The 25,428-nt window shown below is 63.0% G+C and carries 20 protein-coding genes; 12 read left to right on the forward strand and 8 right to left on the reverse strand.

Translation table 11 applies throughout. The features are described from left to right. Positions 1 to 28 precede the first annotated feature (28 nt). Positions 29 to 1,627 carry an ABC transporter substrate-binding protein gene (locus AC1D2G_RS06590; RefSeq protein WP_477304955.1) on the reverse strand — a complete coding sequence of 533 codons (1,599 nt, stop codon included), beginning with the start codon at positions 1,625 to 1,627 and terminating at the stop codon, positions 29 to 31. Between the two features lie 457 nt (positions 1,628 to 2,084). Between AC1D2G_RS06590 and AC1D2G_RS06595 the strand changes: the two genes are divergently transcribed. Next, positions 2,085 to 4,067 (forward strand): long-chain-fatty-acid--CoA ligase, encoded by a 1,983-nt coding sequence (locus tag AC1D2G_RS06595; protein WP_477412791.1) that lies wholly within the window; start codon positions 2,085 to 2,087, stop codon positions 4,065 to 4,067. Beyond that, positions 4,064 to 4,801, forward strand: coding sequence for a class I SAM-dependent methyltransferase (locus tag AC1D2G_RS06600; protein WP_477412793.1), 738 nt, complete (start codon positions 4,064 to 4,066; stop codon positions 4,799 to 4,801). Before AC1D2G_RS06595 ends, AC1D2G_RS06600 begins: the two co-directional genes overlap by 4 nt. On the opposite strand, the gene AC1D2G_RS06605 is transcribed toward AC1D2G_RS06600, so the two are convergent. Continuing rightward, positions 4,798 to 5,520 carry an HAD family hydrolase gene (locus tag AC1D2G_RS06605; RefSeq protein ID WP_477412795.1) on the reverse strand — a complete coding sequence of 241 codons (723 nt, stop codon included), beginning with the start codon at positions 5,518 to 5,520 and terminating at the stop codon, positions 4,798 to 4,800. The genes AC1D2G_RS06600 and AC1D2G_RS06605 overlap by 4 nt on opposite strands. Positions 5,521 to 5,525: 5 nt before the next feature. Next, the gene (gene pgi, locus AC1D2G_RS06610) at positions 5,526 to 7,169 is read right to left on the reverse strand and encodes a glucose-6-phosphate isomerase (protein ID WP_477412797.1); all 1,644 of its coding nucleotides are present in this window, start codon (positions 7,167 to 7,169) and stop codon (positions 5,526 to 5,528) included. A 300-nt stretch (positions 7,170 to 7,469) separates the two neighbouring features. Here pgi and pdxR point away from each other — a divergent pair, with 300 nt between their 5' ends. Continuing rightward, positions 7,470 to 8,963: a MocR-like pyridoxine biosynthesis transcription factor PdxR gene (gene pdxR, locus AC1D2G_RS06615; RefSeq protein ID WP_477412799.1), complete on the forward strand. Its 1,494-nt coding sequence runs from the start codon at positions 7,470 to 7,472 to the stop codon at positions 8,961 to 8,963. A 191-nt stretch (positions 8,964 to 9,154) separates the two neighbouring features. Next, entirely contained in the window at positions 9,155 to 10,741 is a 1,587-nt protein-coding gene (locus AC1D2G_RS06620; RefSeq protein ID WP_477412801.1) for a trimethylamine methyltransferase family protein, read from the forward strand. A gap of 15 nt (positions 10,742 to 10,756) precedes the next feature. On the opposite strand, the gene AC1D2G_RS06625 is transcribed toward AC1D2G_RS06620, so the two are convergent. The 4 genes from AC1D2G_RS06625 to AC1D2G_RS06640 form a co-directional block, all read right to left on the reverse strand. Next, positions 10,757 to 11,155, reverse strand: a complete 399-nt coding sequence (locus AC1D2G_RS06625) for a hypothetical protein (protein ID WP_477305271.1) — start codon at positions 11,153 to 11,155, stop codon at positions 10,757 to 10,759. Positions 11,156 to 11,281: 126 nt separating this feature from the next. Then, complete coding sequence (gene chrA, locus AC1D2G_RS06630; RefSeq protein ID WP_477304941.1) at positions 11,282 to 12,667, reverse strand: chromate efflux transporter; 1,386 nt, start codon at positions 12,665 to 12,667, stop codon at positions 11,282 to 11,284. Then, complete coding sequence (locus AC1D2G_RS06635; RefSeq protein ID WP_477412803.1) at positions 12,664 to 13,488, reverse strand: chromate resistance protein ChrB domain-containing protein; 825 nt, start codon at positions 13,486 to 13,488, stop codon at positions 12,664 to 12,666. Before AC1D2G_RS06635 ends, chrA begins: the two co-directional genes overlap by 4 nt. Before the next feature lie 185 nt (positions 13,489 to 13,673). After that, positions 13,674 to 15,479, reverse strand: coding sequence for an IlvD/Edd family dehydratase (locus tag AC1D2G_RS06640; protein ID WP_477412805.1), 1,806 nt, complete (start codon positions 15,477 to 15,479; stop codon positions 13,674 to 13,676). A gap of 146 nt (positions 15,480 to 15,625) precedes the next feature. On the opposite strand from AC1D2G_RS06640, the gene AC1D2G_RS06645 reads away from it, so the two are divergent. Next, positions 15,626 to 16,078 (forward strand): SRPBCC family protein, encoded by a 453-nt coding sequence (locus AC1D2G_RS06645; RefSeq protein WP_184877311.1) that lies wholly within the window; start codon positions 15,626 to 15,628, stop codon positions 16,076 to 16,078. Positions 16,079 to 16,313: 235 nt separating this feature from the next. Here the strand turns inward: AC1D2G_RS06645 and AC1D2G_RS06650 are convergent, their stop codons facing one another. Then, on the reverse strand, positions 16,314 to 17,489 hold the full coding sequence (locus AC1D2G_RS06650; protein WP_477413058.1) for an Mrp/NBP35 family ATP-binding protein: 1,176 nt from the start codon (positions 17,487 to 17,489) through the stop codon (positions 16,314 to 16,316). A gap of 216 nt (positions 17,490 to 17,705) precedes the next feature. On the opposite strand from AC1D2G_RS06650, the gene AC1D2G_RS06655 reads away from it, so the two are divergent. From AC1D2G_RS06655 to AC1D2G_RS06685, 7 genes are all read left to right on the forward strand, one after another. After that, positions 17,706 to 18,083, forward strand: coding sequence for a VOC family protein (locus AC1D2G_RS06655; protein ID WP_477412807.1), 378 nt, complete (start codon positions 17,706 to 17,708; stop codon positions 18,081 to 18,083). Between the two features lie 132 nt (positions 18,084 to 18,215). Then, positions 18,216 to 19,115 carry a LysR family transcriptional regulator gene (locus AC1D2G_RS06660; RefSeq protein WP_095082623.1) on the forward strand — a complete coding sequence of 300 codons (900 nt, stop codon included), beginning with the start codon at positions 18,216 to 18,218 and terminating at the stop codon, positions 19,113 to 19,115. 134 nt (positions 19,116 to 19,249) lie between these two features. Further along, positions 19,250 to 19,729: a formate dehydrogenase subunit gamma gene (locus AC1D2G_RS06665; RefSeq protein ID WP_477412809.1), complete on the forward strand. Its 480-nt coding sequence runs from the start codon at positions 19,250 to 19,252 to the stop codon at positions 19,727 to 19,729. After that, entirely contained in the window at positions 19,726 to 21,282 is a 1,557-nt protein-coding gene (locus AC1D2G_RS06670; protein WP_477412811.1) for a formate dehydrogenase beta subunit, read from the forward strand. Before AC1D2G_RS06665 ends, AC1D2G_RS06670 begins: the two co-directional genes overlap by 4 nt. A gap of 10 nt (positions 21,283 to 21,292) precedes the next feature. Then, positions 21,293 to 24,205 carry a formate dehydrogenase subunit alpha gene (gene fdhF, locus AC1D2G_RS06675; protein ID WP_477412813.1) on the forward strand — a complete coding sequence of 971 codons (2,913 nt, stop codon included), beginning with the start codon at positions 21,293 to 21,295 and terminating at the stop codon, positions 24,203 to 24,205. A gap of 2 nt (positions 24,206 to 24,207) precedes the next feature. Beyond that, positions 24,208 to 25,038: a formate dehydrogenase accessory sulfurtransferase FdhD gene (fdhD, locus tag AC1D2G_RS06680; protein WP_477412815.1), complete on the forward strand. Its 831-nt coding sequence runs from the start codon at positions 24,208 to 24,210 to the stop codon at positions 25,036 to 25,038. After that, entirely contained in the window at positions 25,028 to 25,339 is a 312-nt protein-coding gene (locus AC1D2G_RS06685; RefSeq protein WP_457151683.1) for a formate dehydrogenase subunit delta, read from the forward strand. The genes fdhD and AC1D2G_RS06685 overlap by 11 nt, the downstream gene beginning before the upstream one ends. Positions 25,340 to 25,428 lie beyond the last annotated feature (89 nt).

Genomic DNA, 25,428 nt, shown 5'->3' on the forward strand with positions numbered 1-25,428 from the left:
GCTCTACAGCGCCGCCCCACTCAATATCTTATTCGGCTTTGTCGACGCCGTCGAAGCGGTGAATGCCGAGCGGGTCCATCATGAAACCGCTGACATTCTTGCGCACGACTGCGTAGACTTGGCTGTGTGCCAGCAGGAAGGCCGGAGCCTGCTTCTGAAAGACGACCTGCGCCTGCTCATAGAGCTTGGTGCGCTCGGCCTGGTCGCTGGTCTTCTTGGCCTTCTGGATCAGGTCCTCGAAGTCCTTGTCGCACCAGCTCGAGTAGTTCGAGACGCCGATGGCGGAGCAGGCGAACAGGGTGGCGAAGAAGTTGTCCGGATCGCCATTGTCACCGGTCCAGCCAATCTGGAAGGCGCCTGGACGGTCCTTCTTCTTGCCTTCCGAGCGATACTTGGTCCACTCGTAGTTCACGATCTCGGCCTTGACGCCGACCTTGGCCCAGTCGGCCTGGATCAGTTCGGCGGCGCGCTGGAAGTTCGGGTTGTAAGGACGAACGCGATCGGAAGCCCAGAGCTGGATTTCCGTCAGCCCGGCAGCGGACAGAACCTTCTTGGCCGCATCCGGATCATAGGCGTCGGCCTTCACATCCTTGTCCCACGACCACATGGTCGGCGGGATCAGGTTTACGGCCGGCGTGGCGCCAGCGTCCTGGAACAGCGACTTGATCAGTGATTCCCGATCGATGGCCTGATTGAGCGCATGGCGCACCTCGGGCTTGTCGAGTGGCGGGATGGTGGTGTTGTAGCTCATGTAGCCGATGTTCAGGCCGGCCTGATCCATCAGGGTCACGTCCTGGCTGGCCTTGATCGTGCCGATGTCGGCAGGATTCGGATAGGGCGCGATGTCGCATTCGCCGGCAAGCACCTTCTGGATGCGGGCGGTCGCGTCAGGGGTGATGGCGAAGACGAGATCGTCGATCTTCTCCTTGCCCTTGAAATAATCCGGATGGGCCGCGTAACGGATGACCGAATCCAGCTGGTAATCGACGAACTGGAACGGGCCGGTGCCGATCGGCTTGGTCGAGAAATCGGCCATCTTGCCGGACTTCTCCAGCTGCTCGGCATATTCCTTCGACACGATCGAGGCGAAGTCCATGCCGAGGTTGGCAAGCATGGGCGCGTTCGGCTCGGTCAGGGTCAGCTTGACGGTCAGATCGTCGACCTTTTCCCATTTGGCGACATATTTCGGCATGTCCATGCCGGTGTAGTAATCCCAGGTCAGGTTCGGCAGGTATTTATCGCCGTTCCACGGGTTCGCCTTGTTGAACTGACGGTCGAAGGAGAAGACGACGTCGTCGGCGTTGAGGTCGCGGGTCGGCTTGAAATAGTCGGTAGTCTGGAACTTCACACCTGGATGCAGATGGAAAGTATAGACCAGACCGTCGTCCGAGATTTCCCACTTGTCGGCAAGGCCGGGCTCGACCTCGGTGCCGCCATGCTTGAATTCGACCAGGCGCGAATAGACGGTACGCGACGAGGCATCGAAGTCGTTGCCGCCCGTCGTCGTACCCGGATCAAAATTGGCCGGCGATGCTTCCGAGCAATAGACAAGCGTCTTCGCATTGGCCATGCCGCTCAGGACGCTTGCGGCCAGCAACGCGGCCGCAAAAGCGAGTTTCTTTTTCATTGAGCACTCCCTGATGTTCTTCCAAGCCCCTCTATCAGGCTCGCGAAGCCCGCATATAAGCACCGTTTTTCCGGCTTTGGAACACCCCGTTTGCTTACCCCTCGGGAAGCAGGAAAAAAATCCGCCATTTTGCTAAATGGCAGAAAAAATTAGCAGTTTTTTCCATTCACGGGATTGTTAACGACCGCATTTTTTTATTGATCTCTGATCTGGCGATACAGGTCGTGCGCGGGCCTTGGCCCGGCCGAGGGTGCGGCAGGATAGCGGCTCGCAGTATCGGCGGCAGGGGAGATTCTTGGCGGCAAATCTTTCGCCGCCTTGCCGCAGGGGCAAGACTTGCACCGCCGCCGATAGAGGCAATACATAGAAGACATCCCAGGCCGCAGCCGGGGGACGTCTCTGTCAATTCGGGGGCGAGCGCGGCACGGACGAACAAGAATTATCCAGGGAGGAACGGGTGGCAAAAGCATCAAAGACGACGGCGTCGGTGAAAGCCAAGACGGCTGCCAAGGCAGCGGCCGGCGCAGTCAAGCCGAAAGCGCCCGTTGCCAAAGCCGCCGCGGCAAAGCCGAAGGCGGCACCTGTGCCGGTGCAGGCAAGTGCAAAGCCGGCGGCCAAGGCCCAGCCTGCCGTCGGAAAGCCGGCGTCCGCGGCTAAGCCCGCCGCCGCCAAGCCCGCGACGACGGCTGCAGCGGCGAAGGCCGCACCGGCGGCGAAGCCGGCCGCGGCCTCGCGATTGCCGGAGGCGCTGACGGCCCTGGCTGCCGGGCTGCCGGAAAAGCCATGGCTCAAAAGCTATCCGAAAAGCGTACCAGCTGAAATCGGCGCCTTGCCCTACAGCTCGATCGGCGATTTCCTGGTCGCCGCCTGCAAGCAATTTTCCGCCCAGCCCGCCTTTACCTGCATGGACAAGTCCATCAGCTATGCCGATGTCGAACGGCTGTCGGCGGCCTTCGGCGCATACCTGCAATCGAAGGAACTGCAAAAGGGCGCACGCGTCGCCCTGATGATGCCCAACGTGCTGCAATATCCGGTGGCGATGATGGCCGTCTTGCGCGCCGGCTATGTCGTGGTGAACATCAATCCGCTCTACACACCGCGCGAACTGGAGCACCAGCTCAAGGATTCCGGTGCACAAGCCATCGTCATCCTGGAGAACTTCGCCAGCACCTTGCAGGCGGTCATCTCCAGAACGGCGGTCAAGCATGTCGTGGTCGCCGCGATGGGAGACATGCTCGGCGGACTGAAGGGCACGATCGTCAATTTCGTCGTGCGCCGGGTGAAGAAGATGGTGCCGGCATGGTCGCTGCCCGGCCATGTCAAGTTCAACGCGGCCGTCAAGGCCGGCGTCGGCGTGGGCTTCAAGCCAGCCAAGGTGGCGGCCGACGATGTCGCCTTCCTGCAATATACGGGCGGCACCACCGGCGTCTCGAAGGGCGCAACGCTGCTGCACAGCAACGTGCTGGCCAATGTCGTGCAGAACGCGCAGTGGATGGAAGACGCCTATACGATCAAGCCGAAACCGGCGCATCCGAACTTTATCTGCGCCCTGCCGCTCTATCATATCTTCGCGCTGACGGTGAACGCGTTGATGGGTATGCAGCAAGGTGCGCGCAATGTGCTCATTCCCAACCCGCGCGATATTCCCGGCTTCGTCAAGGAACTGCAGAAATATCCGATCCACATCTTTCCGGGCTTGAACACGCTGTTCAACGCCCTGCTCAACAATGAGGACTTCCGCAAGCTCGACTTCAAGCCGCTGGTGCTGACGCTGGGCGGCGGCATGGCGGTGCAGAAGGGCGTCGCCGAACGCTGGAAGGCCCTGACCGGCTGTCCGGTGACCGAAGGCTACGGGCTGTCGGAAACCTCGCCGGTGGCCACCGCCAACAAGTTCAGCGCCAGCGACTTCACCGGCACCATCGGCCTGCCGCTGCCGTCGACGGAGATCGCCATCCGCGACGACGACGGCAACAATCTGCCACTCGGCGAGGTCGGCGAAATCTGCATCCGGGGGCCGCAAGTGATGGCGGGCTACTGGAACCGGCCGGATGAGACCGCCAAGGTGATGACCAAGGACGGCTATTTCAAATCCGGCGACATGGGCTTCATGGACGAGCGTGGCTACACCAAGATCGTCGACCGCAAGAAGGACATGATCCTGGTCTCGGGCTTCAACGTCTATCCGAACGAGCTCGAGGAAGTCGTGGCGATGCATCCGGGCGTGCTCGAAGTGGCGGCGATCGGCGTGCCGGACGAGCATTCGGGCGAAGTGCCGAAGCTGTTCGTGGTCAGGAAGGACCCGGCGCTGACCGCAGAGACGCTCACCGCCTATTGCCGCGAGAACCTGACCGGCTACAAGCGGCCAAAATACATCGAATTCAGGACCGAGCTGCCGAAGACGCCCGTCGGCAAGATCCTGCGGCGGGCGCTGCGCGAATGACGGCAGCCGACGGCCTTGGCGCCGTGGATGCACCTTGCCGTCCTGACCCGACCGAGTTCATCAGGGCGAACATGCGCATCGCCCCGGTGCCGTCGCTTCCCGAGATCCGAATTTATACCGCGCATCCGGGGAGTGGCCTGAGGCGGCTTATCGATCCGCGGCAAAGCTTCGACGATGATGACGATACAGCCGAGGCGGATGAGGATGGACCCGATCCGCAGCCGCCCTACTGGGCTTATGCCTGGGCCGGCGGCGCCGTGCTTGCACGCTATATACTCGACCATCCGCAAACCGTGGCCGGTCGCCGCGTGCTCGACCTCGGCGCCGGTTCGGGCCTTGTCGGCATTGCTTCGGCCAAGGCCGGGGCGAGCGCGGTGATCGCCGCGGAGATCGATCGTAACGGCGTTGCCGCGATCGGCCTCAACGCCGCGGCCAACGGCGTTGCGATGACGGTCATGGGGCAGGATATTACCTGCGGATCGCCGCCTGCGGTCGATGTCGTCACCGCCGGCGACGTCTTTTATGGACAGGACGTCGCCGACCGCGTCATGCCTTTCCTTGACCGCTGCCTTGATGCCGGTATCGAGGTTCTTGTTGGCGATCCGGGCCGCGCCTACCTGCCGCGATCGCGGCTGCGCCTGCTTGCCGAATACCAGGTGCAGGACTTCGGCCAGACGAAAGACAGCGCGCCGAAGAGCGGTGTCTTCCGTTTGGAGGGTATATCCGGCCGCTAGATCGTTTCCTTGACCCGCGCGGACAGAAAATCCGGCAGATCGGCAACCGAATCCAGCACCATATCGGCGATCGACGACAGCGATTCACGTGTGCCGGTGCCGGAGAGCACGCCGACCGCCAGCCCGCAGCCGCCGGCTCGCGCCATCTCCAGGTCGTGGCGATTGTCGCCGACCATGGCGATCTGCGCCGGCTTCAGCCCGGTCAGGTCGCAGAAGGCGAAGATCGTGTCCGGCGCCGGTTTCGGATTGGCCACCGCGTCATAGCCATAGGCAGCGTCGAAGAGCTGGGCGACGCCAAGCGTGACCATCGTCTTCTCCGCGCCGCTGGTTGAATCGTTGGTAGCGACGCCGAGCCGGTAGGATCGCTTGTGCAGCACTGTCAGCGTTTCGACGATGCCGGGCAGCGCCACCGCCATCGACGAGCCTTGCACGGACGTGATCTCGTTGAAGCGGGCGACCGCAAGCATCTGGTCCTCGTCGGACAGGCGCGGGAACCACAGTTCGACGACATCCATGTTGGTGCCCGAGGCAAAGATCGAATCGGGCCTGAACCGCTTGTTGACGAAATCGAAACCCGCCGCCGAAAGCAGCCTGTCGGCCTTCCAGCGATCGCCCTCGGCGGCATCCATGGCCATGAAGTCGGCAATGCCGAGCCAGGTCGCGTTGAAGTCGACAAGCGTCCCGTCCTTGTCGAACAATATGCCCTTGATGTCTGCCAAACTGCTCACTCCGAACCACGCAAATGCTGGATGTATCCCACCAGGCCAGCGGTCGATGCATCCCGCTTCGCGGCACTTTCCTTGCCCTCCACGACAGGCAAGAGGCCGGTGGCCAGTTCCTTGCCGAGCTCGACGCCCCACTGGTCGAAGGAATTGATGCTGAACAAAGTGCCTTCGACGAAGACGCGATGCTCGTAGAGCGCGATCAGCCGGCCGAAGGTGCGCGGGTCGAGCTTGCGGTAGAGGATGGTCATCGAGGGCCGGTTGCCGGAGAAGACGCGGTGCGGGGCGATCTTGTCGACCTCGGCCGGCTTCATGCCCTTGGCCAGCATCTGGGCGCGCGCCTCCTCCAGCGTGCGGCCCTTCATCAACGCTTCCGACTGCGCCAGGCAGTTGGCGAGCAGCAGATCATGCTGATGCTTGAGGTCCGGCTCGTGGCCGACGGCCGCGGCGAGGAATTCGACCGGGATGAAATCGGTGCCCTGATGCAGCAGCTGGAAGAAGGCATGCTGGCCGTTGGTGCCAGGCTCGCCCCAGACCAGCGGTCCGGTCGGCGTCGTCACCGCAACGCCTTCGAGGGTGACGCTCTTGCCGTTTGATTCCATGTCGAGCTGCTGCAGATAGGCCGGCAGCCTGGACAGGCGCTGGTCATAGGGAATGACGGCGCGTGCGGGATATCCGCAGATCACGCGATGCCACCAGCCGACCAGCCCCAAAAGGGCCGGCAGGTTGTCCTGCACCGGCGCCGTGCGGAAATGCTCGTCCATCTCGTGCGCGCCATCGAGGAAGGCGCGAAAATTCCGCGGCCCAACCGCGATCATCACCGGCAGGCCGATCGCCCCCCAGACCGAATAGCGGCCGCCGACCCAGTCCCAGAAGCCGAAGACGCGATCCGATTCGATGCCGAACTTGGCCACCAGCTCGAGCGCGGTCGAGACGGCGGCGAAATGCTTGCCGACGGCTTCCTTGCCGAGCGCCTTCTGCACCCATTTGCGCGCCGTCTCGGCATTGGTCATCGTCTCGACGGTGGTAAAGGTCTTGGAGGCGATGATGAAAAGCGTGGTTTCGGCCGACAGGCCCTTCAGCGTGTCGTGGATATGGGCGCCGTCGATGTTGGAGACATAGTGCGCGCGCGGCCCGTCATGATAGGGGGCCAGCGCCAGCGTCGCCATGGCCGGGCCGAGATCGGAACCGCCGATGCCGATGTTGACGATGTCGGTGATTTTCTTGCCGGTGGCGCCGGCTGCATTGCCGGAGCGCACGGCATCGGCAAAGGCGCCCATCGCGTCGAGCACGGCAGTGACGTCCGCCTTGACGTCCTGGCCATCGACAGTGACGCCCTTGCCGGTCAGGTTGCGCAGCGCAGTGTGCAGCACGGCACGGTTTTCGGTGACGTTGATCTTCTTGCCGGCGAACATCGCCGCCCGGCGGCCTTCGAGATCGGCTGCCCTGGCAAGTTTCTCCAGCAGGTCCATGGTGAGCGCGTCGACCGCGCATTTCGACCAGTCGAGCAACAGGTCGCCGTCGGTGGCGGAGAATGTCTTGAACCGCTGCGGATCGGCGGCGAAGGCCTGGCGCATGCTGGCTGGCGCCGCGGCGCGATGATCGCGCAAGGCTGCGAGCTGTTTCTGGAAGGCTGACTGATCCACTGGCGGGACTCCTGGCGTTTTCGACGCACCATATCAGACCGGATGTTTCCGGCGCGTGTCGTCGCGCCAAAACTAGTGAGCCGAATTCTGTACGGTCAATACGCGGCGATGACGCGAATCGTCACGCGGCGACGATGCAGGCGCGTCCCGAGGGTGGGCGGAGTGCCGGATTTTCCGCCGAAGGATCACTGGCATAAATCCCAACGATCAGAAAAATTGATTGGCGCAACCCCTTGTGCCACCGTTACATTCGACTGGTCCAGCCAAGCGAAAAAAGCTGGCCATCGAGGAACATCTTCCATGCCACAGCGAAACGACACGGCGATATGGTCCGGCCTGTTCCGGATTTCGGCCGAATCCGGCCAGACCCTGCAGGCACAGATCCGCCAAGCCATCGTGGCCGCCATTCTCGACCGCCAGATCGCCGCTTCGATGCCGCTCCCCTCTTGCCGGATCCTGGCCGAAAAGCTCGGCGTGGCGCGCGGAACCGTGGTGCTGGCCTTCCAGCAGCTCGTCGACCAAGGCTTCCTGGTGGCACGCGAACGGCGCGGCCATTTCGTCAATCCCGATGTGTTGGCGACACCAGCCAAGCCGCATCAGAAGGCGCCCGACCAGGCCAACGAGATCGACTGGAAGGCACGCCGCAAGATCGCCGCAAGCGACATGCCGCCGCCGGCCAAGCACGAGAACTGGATCAAGTCGTCCTACCCCTTCGTCTACGGCCAGTTCGACCCGGCGCTGTTCCCGACCGCCGAGTGGCGCGAGTGCAACCGCATGGCGCTTGCCGTGCTCGAAATCCGCAACTGGGCGTCCGACATGGTCGATCGCGACGATCCGTTGCTGATCGAACAGATCCAGGCGCGGCTGTTGCCGCGGCGCGGCATCTTCGCCAATCCCGACGAAATCATCGTCACGCTGGGCGCCCAGAACGCGCTCTACATGCTGGCGACGCTGTTGATGGGCAAGGGCTCCAAGGTGGCGATGGAGGACCCCGGCTATCCCGACGCACGCTCGATCTTCCGCCTTGCGGGCGCCGACATCCAGCCGGTGCCGGTCGACCAGTTCGGCATTGTAACCGCTTCTATTCCCAATGATTCCGGGTTCGTGTTCGTCACACCCAGCCATCATTGCCCGACCATGGTGCCGCTGTCGGCGGAACGGCGGCAGGATCTCCTGGCGCGGGCCAACCGCTACAACCAGATCATCATCGAGGATGGCTACGACAGCCAGCTTCTCGACGAGGCGCCGCAGCAGGCATTGAAGAGCCTCGACCGCTCCGGCCGCGTCGTCTATGTCGGCTCGATGTCGAAGACGCTGGCTCCAGGCCTGCGGCTCGGCTACATCGTCGCCTCGGCCGGACTGATCTCGGAACTCCGGGCGCTGCGCCGCTTCATGCTGCGCCATCCGCCTGCCAACAACCAGCGCGCCGTCGCGCTGTTCCTGTCGCTCGGCCATCACGAGGCACTTGTGCGGCGGCTGTCGAGCGCCTTCGACGAGCGGCGCAAGCGCCTGGTCCATGCGATTTCCGCTTTCCTGCCGGAATGGCGTTCGACCGATTCGGCCGGCGGCACATCGCTGTGGCTTGAAGGGCCGCGCGGCACCGATTCGCGCGGACTGGCCGAGGCAGCCGCCTCGCGCAGCGTCATCATCGAGCCAGGCGATCGTTTCTTCGATCGCACTGAAAAGCCTTCGCGTTTCATGCGGCTGGGCATTTCCTCGATCGCGCTGCAGCACATCGAGCCAGGCATCCGCGAACTGGCCACCGCCGCCGGACGCAGGCCGGCCGCCGCCTGATCCTCCGCGCGACCCCCTTGCCGGAGCCGCACAGCGTGGCTCCGGCTCCATTAGCCCTGGCATATGCAGCCGGACCGTCTGGCTCATAGGCTGGGCCAATGCCGGCGGCATAGTCGGAGCACAAAGGGGAAGAAGCAGCCGATGGTGGACCAACCGCCGCGCTCTGCTTCTCGGAAAGGTGGAGTGTCTCCATGTCAGTTCTTGAAAAGCAGGACGCGGCGGCGGATCAACGTTCGCGCCGCTCCGGCGGGCGCGAAGCGCGCCGCGCTATGCGGGCAGCACCGTTGGCCGACGACATCAAGCCGGTGCGCGCCGGCCTCGAAGGCGGCAGCTACGGGCCGCTGACGGAGAACGACCAGGAACGCATCCACGAAGCCGTGCTGACGCTCCTGGAAACGGTTGGCTTCGCCAATGCCATACCCTCCTGCATCGATGCCCTGACTAAGGCCGGCGCCAGCTATGGCGATGACGGCCGCATCCGCTTCCCCCGCGCGCTCGTGCTCGACACGATCAAGAAAGCGGCGCGGCATTTCACGCTGCACGGCCAGGACCCCAAGCACGACATGCTGATCAAGGGCAAGCGCGTGCATTACGGCACGGCGGGCGCCGCCGTGCATCTGGTCGATGTCGAAAAGCGCGAATACCGCGAGTCGCTGCTGCAGGACATCTATGACGCCGCCCGCCTCGTCGAGGGGCTCGACAACATCCATTTCTTCCAGCGCCCGATGGTGCCGCGCGACATTCCCGACCCGCTCGATATGGATTTCAACACGCTATATGCCTGCGTGATGGGCACGTCGAAGCATGTCGGCACCTCGTTCACGGTGCGCGAGAATGTGCAGCCGGCGCTCGAAATGCTCTATGCCATTGCCGGCGGCGAGGAGAACTTCCGCGCCCGGCCGTTCGTCTCGAACTCCAACTGCTTTGTCGTGCCGCCGATGAAGTTCGCCGAGGACGCCTGCGGCGTGCTAGAGGCCTGCGTCGAAGGTGGCATTCCGATCCTCTTGCTGTCGGCCGGACAGGCCGGTGCCACGGCCCCGGCGGCGATTGCCGGTGCGGTGGTGCAGGCGGTGGCCGAAGTGCTGGTCGGCCTCATGTATGTCAACGCCATCAAGCCGGGGCATCCGGCGATCTTCGGCACCTGGCCATTCGTGTCGGATCTCAGGACCGGCGCCATGTCTGGCGGTTCAGCCGAGCAGGCGGTGCTGACCGCGGCCTGCGCACAGATGGCGCAATATTACGACCTGCCGGGCGGCTCGGCCGCGGGCATGACGGATTCGAAACTGCCCGACATCCAGTCCGGCTATGAAAAGGGCATTACCGATGTGATGGCCGGCCTTGCCGGGCTCAACCTGGTCTACGAATCGGCCGGCATGCACGCCTCGCTGCTCGGTTTCTGCCTGGAGAGCCTGATCATCGACAACGACATGCTCGGCCACTGCCTGCGCTGCGTGCGCGGCATCGAGGTGACCGACGAGGCGCTGTCGATCGAGACCATCGCCGATGTCTGCCTGAAGGGACCGGGCCATTATCTCGGCAACGAGCAGACGCTGCGGCTGATGCAGACCGAGTATTTCTATCCGGCCGTGGGCGACCGATTTTCGCCCAAGGAATGGAATGAGAAGGGCCGGCCCGACATCCTGCAACGGGCGATCATCGAGAAGAAGCGCGTGCTCGCCGAGCGCTTTCCGCGCCATGTGCCGAAGCTGATCGACGACAGGCTGCGTGCCCGCTTTGGCGAGATGATCAAGCTGCCGCGCGGCAGCATGGGCGGGTAGGCCCTCGCAGAACAATCAGTCGCCAACCAGCCCATAGCGCTCGACGACTTCGGCATTGATCAGCTTGGCGTGCAGCGTCATCAGCACGATTTGCGCATCCAAGCTGTCGCCGGTTTCAAGGGCGGCCTCGATCCGATGCTCTGCATCCAGCCTGTTCTGAAGACCGTTGGATCGTTCGAAGGCTTCCGGTCCGGCGATGCAGTAGCTGAACAATCGCGCCACGTCTGCATAGGCTTGGCCGGGCGGCTCGTCAGGCCAATGATCCTTCATCAGATTGACGATTGTCAGTTTTACGCCCTCCGGCACGAGGGCGGGATGAAGGTCGGCGCCACGCAATGCCGCATCGAGCTGCCTCAAGTCGCCCGAGCGGCCGAACATTCCGAGGAAGCCAAGGGAAGAGCGTCGTGGCGCCATCATGTTCCAATCCGTTTCAAACCACTTAAGTGGTTCGCAAGCGGAATACAAAGGCAGTGACCTCTAAAGCGCGTCACATTGAAACGGGTTCACGCGACGCGCTTTATGCCTTTGCCGTTGTGCATGTCAGCCACTTGCCGCCAACAGCAAGACACCGGCCAGGGCTGATCCGGCAAGCGTCGGCAGCATGCCGATTCTAAACTTCAGGATAGCGATCATGGCGGCACAGGAAAGCAGCGCCGCGCGCCAGTCGATCGACGAAAATACCGGCACATTCACCCCGAGGCCCAGCGCGTGTACCTCATGGAAAATGACGTGCAGGGCGAACCACAGAGCCAGATTCATGATCACCCCGACAACAGCGGCGGTGATCGCGCCAAGTGCTGCCGATAAGGCCTTGTTGCCGCGCAGGGCCTCGATATAGGGCGCACCGAGGAATATCCAGAAGAAGCAGGGCGTGAACGTAACCCACAGGGTCAGTAACGCCCCCAGCGATCCGGCAAGCAGCGGGTCCAGCGAGCCGGGATGGCGGAACGCGGCGATGAAGCCAACGAACTGCAACACCAGGATGAGCGGACCCGGCGTCGTTTCGGCAAGGCCCAAACCGTCGACCATTTCACCGGGAGCGAGCCAGCCGAAGGACTGGACGGCTGCCTGGGCGACATAAGCGAGCACCGCGTAGGCGCCGCCGAAGGTGACGACCGCCATGAGACTGAAGAACCGGCCGATCTCGGTCCAGACGCTTGCAGAGCCGGTAAGCCACCAGATCAGCAGAACAGGCCCGAACCAGATCGGCAGCCAGATCGCAATCGTGCGCGGCGCATGCCATTTCGTCGGCCTGAGGTGGGCCAGTTCGCCGCGCTCGAACATCAGGTCGACCGCTCCCTTGCTATCCGCAATACCGTCCTTGCCATGTGCCGAGCCGGAAAACAGCGCCGGAGCAATGCGGTTTCCCAGCCATCCCGTTAGGCCCGCGAGCAGGACGATGAGCGGGAACGGTACATTCAACGCATAGATGGCGATGAAAGCCGAGACGGCGATCGACACCATGACCCTGTTCTTCAGGGCACGCCGTCCGATCCGGATCACCGCCTCGATGACAATGGCAAGCACCGCCGCTTTCACCCCGAAAAACAGCGCCTCGACGAGCGGCACGTCGCCATAGAGCACGTAGAGGCTGCTCAGGACGAGCATGACGAGCGCGCCCGGCACCACGAACAGGATGCCGGCGACAAGGCCGCCGATCGTCCTGTGCAGCAGCCAACCGACATAGATGGCGAGTTGCTGGGCTTCGGGGCCAGGCAGCAGCATGCAATAGTTCAGAGCGTGCAGGAAACGCTGCTCGCCGATCCAGCGCCGCTCCTCGACCAGTTCCTTGTGCATCAATGCGATCTGCCCGGCCGGCCCGCCGAAGCTGAGCAACCCGATTTTTGCCCAGAGTTTCATGGCTTCGGTGAAGGTCGGCGCAGCCGGGCCCTGGACCACGGTATCTTGCGACTCGAGCGCGCTCATGACGGTTTGCCCGCGCCTGTACTGGGCCAGTTGTGCGTTTCTTCAGTGGCGTCACGACACCAACGAAAGAACGCATCGTAGAGCAGCATGCCTGCGTCCAGCTGTTCCAGGTCGTCGCGAAACATACGCGACAGGCCAAGCGAAGCCGCCAGGAAGCCGGCAGCCTGGGGAACAAGATCGAGGCTTGCGGTGTCGGCCGCGCGCACGATCAGGGCAAGGCGATCGAGCGCCTCGGATTCCAGCCCGAACTCCTCAATCATCGTGTCGAAGGTGCAGCGTTCGCCGCGATGGCTCCAGAACACATCGTCGATGTCGGAAGGCACTGCCTGGAAGCGATCGGCCACGGCAAGAACTTCGGCCGGCTCGACAAACAGAAAGATCGCATGGGGATCGACGAAACGCCGGATCAGCCAGGGGCAAGCGATGCGATCCACCTTCGGGCGGGCTCGTGTCACCCACACGGTGCGCCCCTTTTCGTCGCGTGAGGGCAAGGTGTCGGTGCGAACCAGAAGTCCCTTTGCATCGCGCCAGGCTTCGAACCCACCGTCGAGGCTTTCGGCGGAAATGCCCTCATGGCGCAGCCATGCGGCGACACCTTGCGAGAGTTTCAGCCCTTTCTGGCAAACGACCGTCACTGGCTTGCCGGCGAATTCGGCGGCCCAGGTCGAAACAGTCTTGAAATCGCGCCGGCTCGAGGCCGGCAGAAGGCGTGGATCGGCGTCGAAGTCTTCATCGATACGGACATCGATGATGACAGGCGCGCCTGGCAGACCGATCAGACGGGATAATTGCGATACGGTGATAGCGGTTGTTGACGGCATGGCGTCCACCTCCTGGAAAAAGAAGCTTGGACGCGAACGTTGGGCTGACGCCTCACGGGGTCGTCGCGATACACCCCTTGCCATGATGGTGGATGCATCGCGCAGGCTTGTCAAGGATGGCGGCGGCCTGATCCGGATCAAGCCGCCATTTGTCGTTTATGTACGCATCTACGAACAGATGTCGCTCAGTGATTATCCCTGGGGACACCTCTGGTGTGCGCGACATCCTGGTATTTCACCGCCGGCTTCAGCACCATTCCCTCTGAAAACTGCGCAACCATACCGCGCTGGATCTCCTGCCAGGGCGTCTGGTGCTTGGGATAGTCATATCCGCCATTGTTCTGCAGTTCAGCACGCCGCCGGGTGATCTCGTCGTCGGTGACGAGGATGTCGGCCGTGCCTTTGCGCAGGTCGATGCGGACACGGTCGCCCGTCTTGAGCAGCGCCAACCCGCCGCCGATCGCGGCTTCCGGCGAGGCGTTGAGGATCGAAGGCGAACCCGACGTGCCGGACTGGCGGCCGTCACCGATGCAGGCGAGCGCATGGATGCCCTTCTTGATCAGATAGGCCGGCGGCTGCATGTTGACGACCTCGGCGCCGCCGGGATAGCCGATCGGGCCGGCGCCACGCATGAACAGGATCGTGTGTTCATCGATGCCTTGCGCCGGATCGTCGATGCGGGCGTGGTAGTCCTCGGGCCCGTCGAAGACCATGGCGTTGCCTTCGAAAGCCTCGGGATCCTTCGGATTGGAGAGATAGCGATCGCGGAATTCGGGCGAGATGCCGCTGGTCTTCATGATCGCGGAATCGAACAGATTGCCCTTGAGGTTGATGAAGCCGGCATTGGCCTTCAGCGGCGCGGCAACGGAGCGGATGACGTCGGTGTTCTCGTTGGCGACACCCTCGCTATTCTCACCGATAGACTTGCCGTTGACCGTGCGCGCACCGGGATGCGGCAACAGTCCGCCCTTCATCAGTTCAGCGATCACCGCCGGCACGCCGCCGGCATGATGGTAATCCTCGCCCAGATATTCGCCCGTCGGCTGCAGATTGACCAGCAGCGGCACATTGAGGCCGACCGTCTGCCAGTCGTCATTGTCGAGCTTGACGCCGAGATGGCGGGCGATAGCGTTGAGATGGATAGGCGCGTTGGTCGAGCCGCCAATTGCCGAATTGACGACAATGGCGTTCTCGAAAGCCTCTCTCGTCATGATGTCGGACGGCTTGAGGTCTTCATGCACCATGTCGACGATACGTTTGCCGGTCTCGTAGGCGATCTGGCCGCGCTCGCGGTAAGGTGCGGGGATGGCGGCCGAGCCCGGCAATTGCATGCCAAGCGCCTCCGCCAGCGAGTTCATCGTCGTGGCGGTGCCCATGGTGTTGCAGTAGCCGGTGGACGGCGCCGAAGAGGCGACGATGTCCATGAACTCGTCATAGTCGATCTCGCCGGCCGACAGGCGCTGGCGCGATTCCCAGACGATGGTGCCGGAGCCGGTGCGCTTGCCCTTGTGCCAGCCATTGAGCATCGGGCCGACCGACAGCGCGATCGCCGGGATGTTGACGGTGGCTGCCGCCATCAGCAGGGCCGGCGTTGTCTTGTCGCAGCCGATGGTGAGCACGACGCCATCGAGCGGATACCCGTACAGCACCTCGACTAGGCCGAGATAGGCAAGGTTGCGGTCAAGAGCGGCGGTGGGCCGCTTACCGGTCTCCTGGATCGGATGGCACGGGAACTCGAACGGAATGCCGCCCATCGAGACGATGCCTTCGCGCACGCGCTTGGCCAGCTCGATATGATGCCGGTTGCAGGGCGAGAGATCCGAACCGGTCTGAGCGATGCCGATCAGCGGCTTGCCGGACATCAGTTCGGCCCGAGTCAGGCCGTAATTCAGGTAGCGCTCCAGGTAGAGCGCCGTCATGCCCGGATTGTCGGGATTGTCGAACCACTCCTGCGAGCGAAATTTTTTCTTCCTGGTGGGGGCGCCTGCCATCGTGGTCTCCGTATTTGTAAGACAAATCGATATGGCAACGCGCGGGAGCAGGCAAGAGGGCGCAGGGTCGCATCCGGACTTTGGTGCGATAGACATGCATGCAGCCGTGCGTTACGGCTTCGATCAATCGTGTCAGGGAGGTTTTCATGGCTTTGGTGATCGAAGGCGAGGAGCGCATTGCCGCGCCCCTGCAAAAGGTGTGGGAAGCGCTGAACGATCCCGAGGTCTTGAAGGCGACGATTCCCGGCTGCCAGAGCCTGGAGATGAAGTCGCCGACCGAGATGGCGGCGACCGTGGTGGTGAAGATCGGGCCGATCAAGGCGACGTTCAACGGCGAGGTGACGCTCAAGAATCTCAAGCCGCCACATTCCTACACCATCCAGGGCGAAGGCAAGGGCGGCATCGCCGGCTTTGCCAAGGGCGGCGCCGACGTGACGCTGACAGAGGATGGGCCGGATACCACGGTGCTGAAATACGCGGCCAAGGCCGATGTCGGCGGCAAGATCGCGCAGCTCGGCAGCCGGCTGATAGAATCGACCTCGAAGAAACTGGCCGGACAGTTTTTTTCAAGCTTCGGCGAGAAGGTTGGCGCGGCTTAGGTTACGTCCTCGCTCGAACGACGCCTGGCTTCTCTGGGGCCAGCGCTGCCCCTCATCCGCCTGCCGGCACCTTCTCCCCGTATAGTGACGGGGAGAAGCGAACTGGCCGCAACGTCGGCGCCCTTCCTCCCGCGCTGATTGGCGAAATCATCAAGGACGGTGTCTTTCTCCCCGTCACTATCCGGGGAGAAATGTCCTGCAGGACAATGAGGGGCGGCGCCTACCGAACGAAAAACTACTCGAACACGATGTTCGGCACCGCGTCGGCGGCCGCACCACGCTCTTCGTTGATCCGGTCCCAAACCTTCGAAGCGATATCCCTGTAGATCCTTGCCTCGGCGCCGTCGGGCTTCGAGACAACCACCGGCGTACCGGCATCCGAGCTTTCGCGAATGCCCATCTCGAGCGGCACTTCGCCAAGGAAGGTGACGCCCAGACGCTCGGCTTCGCGGCGCGCGCCGCCATGGCCGAAGATGTCGTAGCGTTTGCCGGTATCGGGAGCGATGAAATAGCTCATGTTCTCGACGATGCCGAGCAGCGGCACGTCGACCTTCTTGAACATGTTCAGGCCCTTGCGTGCATCGATCAGCGCCAGATCCTGCGGCGTCGAGACGATGACGGCGCCGGCCAATGGGACTTGCTGGGCCATGGTCAGTTGTGCGTCGCCGGTGCCTGGCGGCATGTCGACGACGAGCACGTCGAGCCGGCCCCATTCGACCTCGCGCAGCATCTGCGTCAGCGCCGACATCACCATCGGACCGCGCCAGATCATCGGTGTCTCCTCATCGACGAGGAAGCCCATCGACATCACTTTAAGCCCGTAATTCTCCATCGGTTTCAGGATCTTGCCGTCGACGGTCTGCGGCCGGCCATGGATGTTGAGCAGGCGCGGCATGGACGGGCCATAGATGTCGGCGTCGAGCACGCCGACGCGCAAACCATTGGCGGCAAGGCCAAGAGCGATGTTGACGGCCGTGGTCGACTTGCCGACACCACCCTTGCCGGAAGCGACGGCGATGATCGCTTCGATGCCAGGAACGCCACGCCTGCCCTGGCTGTGCGAAGCCGGAGCGTGGGGAGCGGCACGCGGCGCGGTGGGAGCCGGCGGCGCTGGCCTGGGTGCAGGTCGTGATGGAACCGGCGCTTCCATGCCGCCGCCTTTCTTTTCCGCCGTCAGTGCAACGACGGCACCGGCAACGCCGGGAATAGCCTTGACGACGCGCTCGGCAGCAGCCCGCAGCGGTTCCATCTCCTGAGCGCGGGCGGCGGGAACGGTGATCGAGAAGAAGACCTTGGAATCGGCGATGAAAATCTCGGAAACCATGCCAAGGTCAACGATGTTGCCGGTGAAATCCGGGCCATTGACCGTCTTCAGGCGCTCGGTGACGATTTCCTTGGTGACGGACATCAGTTCTTCCTTATGCAAGCTTTGGCCTGAGATAGTGCAGTTTCCGGACAGAACCAAGCCGTGGAGCAATAGCTGCCTTGGTGTGCCCGCAAAAACGACGGGCGGTGTCGGAGCAGCCGGCATTTTGCGAACCGGCGATCGCCAAACGGCCCCTCTGATCTATTTCAAGGATCGACATGAGCAATCAATCGAGATGGGCAATCAGGGAAGGAGACGATCATGCTCGCAAACAGAAACGCAACGGCCAATGTGGCGGTGAAAGACCTGGCCAGGGCAAAGGCCTTTTATGAAGGGACGCTCGGCCTCAAGCAGGTGGATGATATGGGTGGCGAACTGATCGTCTACAAAAGCGGCGACACGCTTATCAATGTCTATCATTCGCAGTTCGCAGGCACCAACAAGGCGACGGCAGTGACCTGGACGGTCGGCGACGAGATCGGGACCATCGTCAAGTCGTTGAGGTCGAAGGGTGTCGCATTCGAGCACTATGAGATGCCCGGCCTGACGCTGGAGGGCGACGTGCATGTCGGCTACGGCATGAAGGTCGCATGGTTCAAGGATCCCGACGGCAACATCCTGAACCTCGTCGACAAATAGGCTATTGCGCATTTTTCGGAGAGGCGGCGGGCGCATGATTCGGAACAGGCACTCCTGACCGAGCCGTTGGCTCGCTCTAACCGTTTGTTCTGCTGCATTTATGCGGACGCCAAAATGCTCTAGCTTCCGCCCATGATCGACAAGCTGGAATTCTTCATCGCACTGGCCAGGGAAGAGCATTTCGGCCGGGCGGCGGAAGTGTGCGGGGTTACCCAGCCGACGCTGTCGGCCGGCATCAAGCAGCTCGAGGGCCAGCTCGGCGTGATGCTGGTGCTGCGCGGCTCGCGCTTCCAGGGGCTGACGCCCGAAGGCAAGCAGGTATTGGTCTGGGCGCGTCGCATCGTCGGCGACACCCGCACCATGAGAGAAGAGATGCGGGCGGCGCGCCACGGCCTGTCTGGTCGCATCCGCATTGCCGCAATTCCGACCGCCCTGGCCATGGTGGCGCGGCTGACAACCCCCTTTCGGGCAAAACATCCCGGCGTGACCTTTTCGGTGCTGTCGCGGACCTCGATCGAAGTGCTGTCGCTGCTCGGCAATTTCGACATCGATGCCGGCATCACCTATCTCGACAACGAGCCGCTGGGGCGCGTCACCAGCGTGCCGCTCTATGACGAGCGCTATCAACTGATCACCGCGGTGGGGAATCCCTATTCTGACCGCGACAAAGTGACATGGGCAGAGCTTAGCAGCCTGCCGCTCTGCCTGCTGACGCCGGACATGCAGAACCGCCGCATCATCGACCAGCACCTGGCCGAGGCCGGGGTGCAGGTGCGGCCGACACTCGAATCCAATTCGATGATCGTACTGTTTTCGCACATCCGCACCGGCAAATGGTCATCGATCATGCCGCTCAACCTGGCGGAAACATTCGGCTTTTCCGAACCAATCCGGGCCATTCCGATCGTCGAGCCGGACGCCAGCCACACGGTCGGCCTAGTGGCTGCGCCGCGCGAGCCGCACACGCCACTGGTCTCGGCGCTGCTGGACGAGGCGATGGCGCTGGCGGACGATTTCCACGCCCGCCGCTAGGCTAGACAATAGCGGCTGACCGAGCTTGATAGAAGATTTCTATCGAGCAACGAAACAGCTTTATTGATTCCGAGGGTTTCCTCTGATTTTGTAAAGACTTAGCGATAAAAGCTATCGACCAGGGAGGGCGCTGCATGCCAATGCAGCCTGCAAGTACCGAGATCACATCGCGCACGACCGCGATCATCCAGGAGCTGAAAGGCCTCGAAGGCCCGCTGCTGCCGATCCTGCACGGCATCCAGGATGAGTTCGGCCATGTGCCGCAGGATGCGCTGCCAGTCATCGCCGAGGCGCTGAACATCTCCAGGGCCGAGGTGCACGGCGTCGTCACCTTCTATCACGATTACCGCAGCCATCCGGCCGGCCGGCATGTGCTGAAGGTCTGCCAGGCAGAATCCTGCCAGTCGATGGGTTCCGACGCCATCGCCGCCAAACTGAAGCAGTTGCTGGGCATAGGCTTCCACGAGACGACCCGCGACGGTTCGGTGACGCTGGAGCCGGTCTATTGTCTCGGCCTGTGCGCCTGTTCGCCCGCCGCCATGCTCGATGGCGAAGTGATCGGGCGGCTCGATGACGAGAAGCTCGACGAGATCGTTGCCGAGGTGCGCTCATGATCCCGCGTATCTACATTCCCGCCGATTCCGGCGCACTGGCGCTTGGCGCCGAAAAGGTCGCCAAGGCGATCGCCGGTGAACTGGCGGAGCGCGGCATCGAGGCCAAGATCGTGCGCAACGGCTCGCGCGGCGCTTATTTCCTCGAACCGATGGTCGAAGTTGCGACCGCCAATGGCCGCGTCGCCTATGGCCCGGTCAAGCCATCCGACGTCAAAAGCCTGTTCGACAGCGGCTTCCTCACCGGCGGCCCTCACAAGCGCTGGCTGGGCGCGCCGGACAAAATCCCCTTCCTGGCCAAGCAGACGCGGCTGACCTTCGCGCGTTGCGGCGTCATCGATCCGCTGTCACTCGAATCCTACAAGAAGCATGGCGGTTTGAACGGGCTGACGAACGCGTTGGCATTGACGCCCGCCGCCATTGTCGCCCAAGTCACCGAATCCGGACTGCGCGGGCGCGGCGGCGCGGGTTTCCCGACCGGCATCAAATGGAAGACGGTGCTCGATACCGTCGGCGACCGTAAATACATCGTCTGCAACGCCGACGAAGGCGACTCGGGTACCTTCGCCGACCGCATGATCATGGAGGGTGACCCCTTCGTGCTGATCGAAGGCATGACGATCGCCGGAATCGCCACGGGTGCGACCAAAGGCTTTGTCTACGTCCGCTCGGAATATCCGCATGCGGTGGCGATGATGAACAAAGCCGTCGAGGTTGCCCGCAAGGCCGGCGTGCTTGGCGCCAGCGTGTTGGGCTCACCCTACGCTTTCGACATGGAGATCAGGGTCGGCGCAGGCGCCTATGTCTGCGGCGAGGAGACGGCGCTGCTTGACTCGCTCGAAGGCAAGCGCGGCATGGTACGGGCAAAGCCGCCGCTGCCGGCGCACAAGGGGCTGTTCGGCAAGCCGACGGTGATCAACAACGTCATCTCGCTGGCCACGGTGCCCGTCATCATGGACAAGGGTGCAGCCTTCTACAAGGATTTCGGCATGGGCCGCTCGCGCGGCACGATCCCGATCCAGATCGCCGGCAACATCAGGTATGGCGGCCTGTTCGAAGCGGCCTTCGGCATGACGCTGGGCGAGATCGTCGACGACATCGGCGGCGGCACGACGACGGGACGCCCGGTCAAGGCGGTGCAGGTCGGCGGACCGCTCGGCGCCTATTTCCCGCGCGCCCTGTTCGACACGCCGTTCGATTATGAAGCCTTCGCGGCCAAGGACGGGCTGATCGGCCATGCCGGCATCGTGGTGTTCGACGACACTGCCGACATGCTGAAACAGGCACGCTTCGCGATGGAGTTCTGCGCCATCGAAAGTTGCGGCAAGTGCACGCCCTGCCGCATCGGCTCGACGCGCGGTGTCGAGACCATCGACAAGCTCGCCGCGGGCATCGAGCCGGAGAAGAACCTCGCTCTGGTCACCGACCTCTGCAACACGATGAAGTTCGGCTCGCTCTGTGCGCTGGGCGGCTTCACGCCTTACCCGGTCATGAGCTCGATCACCCATTTCCCCGACGACTTCAAGCCGGCGCCCGTGCGCGTGGCTGCTGAATAGGAGCTGGCAGATGAACATCAAGGCCGACTTCCCATCACTCGTCGAAGAGATCGACTACGGAACCCCGCAATCGAAGGCGCAGAAGCAGGTCACGCTGAGCGTAGACGGCCGCAGCATCACCGTTCCGGAAGGCACCTCGATCATGCGTGCCGCGATGGAAGGCGGGGTCGAGATCCCGAAGCTTTGCGCCACCGACATGCTGGACTCCTTCGGTTCATGTCGTGTCTGCCTCGTCGAGATCGAAGGGCGCGGCGGCACGCCAGCGTCCTGCACGACACCTGTCGGCGAAGGCATGGTGGTGCATACGCAGTCCGGGCGGCTTGACGCCATTCGCCGCGGCGTCATGGAGCTTTACGTCTCCGACCATCCGACCGGCTGGAACGAGACGGCCGGAACCGGAGCCAGCGAGTTCGACATGGTGGCGAAGTCGATCGGCTTGACCGAGAACCGCTACGGCATCGAGGGCCGCAACCACGTCAAGCAGGAAAGCGGCGTGGCGCCCGGCCATGGCTCGCTGACGGTCGATTACATCGCACGCGACGAATCCAACCCCTATTTCACCTATGATCCCACGCAATGCATCGTCTGCTCGCGCTGCGTCAGGGCCTGCGAAGAGGTGCAGGGCACCTTCGCACTTACCATCGAAGGACGTGGTTTCGAATCCAGGGTTTCGGCGGGAATGCACGAGGCGTTCATCGATTCGGAATGCGTGTCCTGCGGCGCCTGCGTGCAGGCCTGTCCGACCGATGCGCTGCGCGAAAAGGCAGTCCTTGCCAAAGGCCTGCCGGAACGCTCGGCCGTCACCACCTGCGCCTATTGCGGCGTTGGTTGCTCGTTCAAGGCCGAAGTGAAGGATGACGAGGTCATTCGCATGATGCCCTACAAGGAGGGCAAGGCGAACCACGGTCATTCCTGCGTCAAGGGCCGTTTTGCCTATGGCTACGCCACCCACAAGGACCGAATCTTGTCGCCGATGATCCGCGAAAAGGTCACCGACCCCTGGCGCGAGGTGACCTGGGAAGAGGCTATTTCCCACACGGCCAAGGAATTCCGCCGTATCCAGTATCAGTACGGCCGCACCGCGATTGGCGGCATCACCTCGTCGCGCTGCACCAACGAGGAAACCTATCTCGTCCAGAAGATGGTGCGGCAGGGCTTCCGCAACAACAATGTCGACACCTGCGCGCGCGTCTGCCACTCGCCGACGGGCTACGGGCTCGGCCAGACTTATGGCACCTCGGCCGGCACGCAGGATTTCGACTCCGTCGACTACACAGACGTTGCCGTCATTATCGGTGCCAATCCCGTTTCGGCCCACCCGGTGTTCGCCTCGCGGCTGAAGAAGCGGCTGCGTCAGGGCGCCAAGCTGATCGTGCTCGATCCCCGTCGCACCGAGATGGTCAAGTCGACACATGTTGAAGCGGATTATCACCTGCCGCTGAAGCCCGGCACCAATGTGGCGGTGCTGACGGCGCTGGCGCATGTGATCGTCACCGAGGGTCTTTTCAACGAGGCCTTCATTCGCGAACGCTGCGACTGGGCGGAGTTCCAGGATTGGGCATCGTTCGTCGCCTTGCCGGAAAACAGCCCTGAAACCGTCGGCAAACTGTCCGGCGTCGACCCGGAGTTGATCCGCGGCGCGGCGCGTCTCTATGCTACCGGGGGCAACGGCGCGATCTATTACGGCCTCGGGGTGACGGAACACAGCCAGGGCTCAACCACGGTGATGGCGATCGCCAACCTCGCCATGGCCACCGGCAATATCGGCCGGCCGGGCGTCGGCGTGAACCCGCTGCGTGGCCAGAACAATGTGCAGGGCTCCTGCGACATGGGCTCGTTCCCGCACGAACTGCCGGGCTACCGTCATATCTCCGGCGAAGCCGTGCGCGACATCTATGAAAGCCTGTGGGGCGTGAAGCTGGACGACGAACCCGGCCTGCGCATCCCCAACATGCTGGACGCCGCCGTCGACGGCAGCTTCAAGGGCATCTACATCCAGGGCGAAGACATTCTGCAGTCCGATCCCGACACCAAGCATGTCGCCGCCGGTCTGGCTGCCATGGAATGTGTCGTCGTGCATGACCTCTTCCTCAACGAGACGGCGAACTACGCGCATGTCTTCCTGCCGGGCTCGACCTTCCTCGAGAAGGACGGCACCTTCACCAATGCCGAACGCCGCATCAACATGGTGCGCAAGGTTCTGGAGCCGAAGGCGCGCTACGCCGATTGGGAAGCGACGCAGGAGCTTGCCCGCGCGATCGGGCTGGATTGGAACTACCAGCATCCCTCCGAGATCATGGACGAGATCGCCCAGACGACGCCGAGTTTCGCCGGCGTCTCCTTCGAGTTGCTCGACCGTGTCGGATCCGTGCAATGGCCCTGCAACGAGAAGGCACCGCTCGGCACCCCGATCATGCATATCGATGGTTTCGTGCGCGGCAAGGGCAAGTTCATCCGCACCGAATATGTGGCAACGGACGAAAGGACCGGCCCGCGCTTCCCACTGCTGCTGACCACCGGCCGCATCCTGTCGCAGTACAATGTCGGCGCGCAGACCAGGCGCACCGACAACATCATGTGGCACAGCGAGGACCGGCTGGAGATCCACCCGCACGATGCGGAGAATCGCGGACTGCGCGACGGCGACTGGGTCCGGCTGACAAGCCGCTCAGGCGAGACGACGTTGCGCGCGCTGATCACCGACCGGGTGTCGCCCGGCGTGGTCTACACGACCTTTCACCATCCGGACACGCAGGCCAACGTCATCACCACCGACTTCTCCGACTGGGCGACCAACTGCCCGGAATACAAGGTGACGGCGGTGCAGGTCGGCGCCTCCAACGGCCCGTCGGAATGGCAGCGCGACTATGACGAACAGGCCAAGCAGAGCCGGCGCATCGCCTCGCTGCAAGCGGCGGAGTAGCCTTGAGCGAGCGCCGCAAAGCCACGACGCAGGTCTCGCGGCTGGCGCGCCGCGCGAGCGGGACGACGGCTGCCAACCGGATGGTGCCGGAAGAGACGCCGGTGGCGTTCTCGTTTGCTGGCACCACCCATGCCGTGATGATGGCAAGCCCGGCCGATTTCGAGGATTTCGCGCTTGGCTTCTCGCTGACCGAAGGCATCATCGCCAAGCCTGACGAGATCGAAGCCATCGAGGTCGAGGATCATGGCGCCGGCATCGATATCCAGATCCGGTTGAAGGACAGCGCCAATACGCGTTTCGAAGCGCGGCGCAGACGACTGGCCGGTCCGGTTGGTTGTGGCCTGTGCGGCATCGAATCGATCGAGGAAGCGATGCGTTCGGTCGACGCGGTCGGTTCGTCGACGCTTACATTTGATGCCGACGATATCGTCCGCTCGGTTAAGCTTTTGTCGAAAGTGCAGCCGCTGCACACGGAGACCGGAGCCGTGCACGCCGCCGGCTTCTATATGCTGGACAAGGGCATCGTCATGGCGCGTGAGGATGTCGGCCGCCACAATGCGCTCGACAAACTTGCAGGTGCGTTGGCGAAAGCCGGCATCGACGGCTCAACGGGCGCTGTGGTGGTGACGTCGCGCGTTTCGGTCGAAATGGTGCAGAAGACGGCGGCTATCGGCGCCGCAATCATCATCGCCGTTTCGGCGCCGACCGCGCTCGCCATCCGCACAGCGGAGGCCGCCGGGATGACACTGGTTGCGCTGGTTCGCGGCGATGATTTCGATATTTTCACCCACCCCGACCGGGTGGTTTGCGGAGTTGCCAAGCATGTCGCATGACGAAGAACACATCATGAGCACCAGCGAGAAGCTGGTGCGCATGGCAAACCAGATCGCCGATTTTTTCCATTCCAAGCCGCGCGAGGAAGGCATTGCCGGCGTCGCCGAGCATATCAACAAGTTCTGGGAGCCGAGGATGCGACGGCAGTTGTTCGATTTGCTGGACGGCGGCACCGAGAACTTCAACGAGTTGGTGGTCGCCGCCTCGGCCAAGATCAGGCGACCGATCACGCCGGCTGAGGCCGACCTCCGACTCGGCCTCGAGGCCTCCCCGGCCGACGTCGCCGCTTCGCAAAAATAGCGCCGAGGCACCGCGCCTATATTTTCCATCGCTAAAGTTTGAACTGCCGCGATCAGGCTGTTCTGCTATGGTTTGACGACCAGAAATCG

It is taken from the genome of Mesorhizobium sp. P2_C7, from assembly GCF_056404515.1.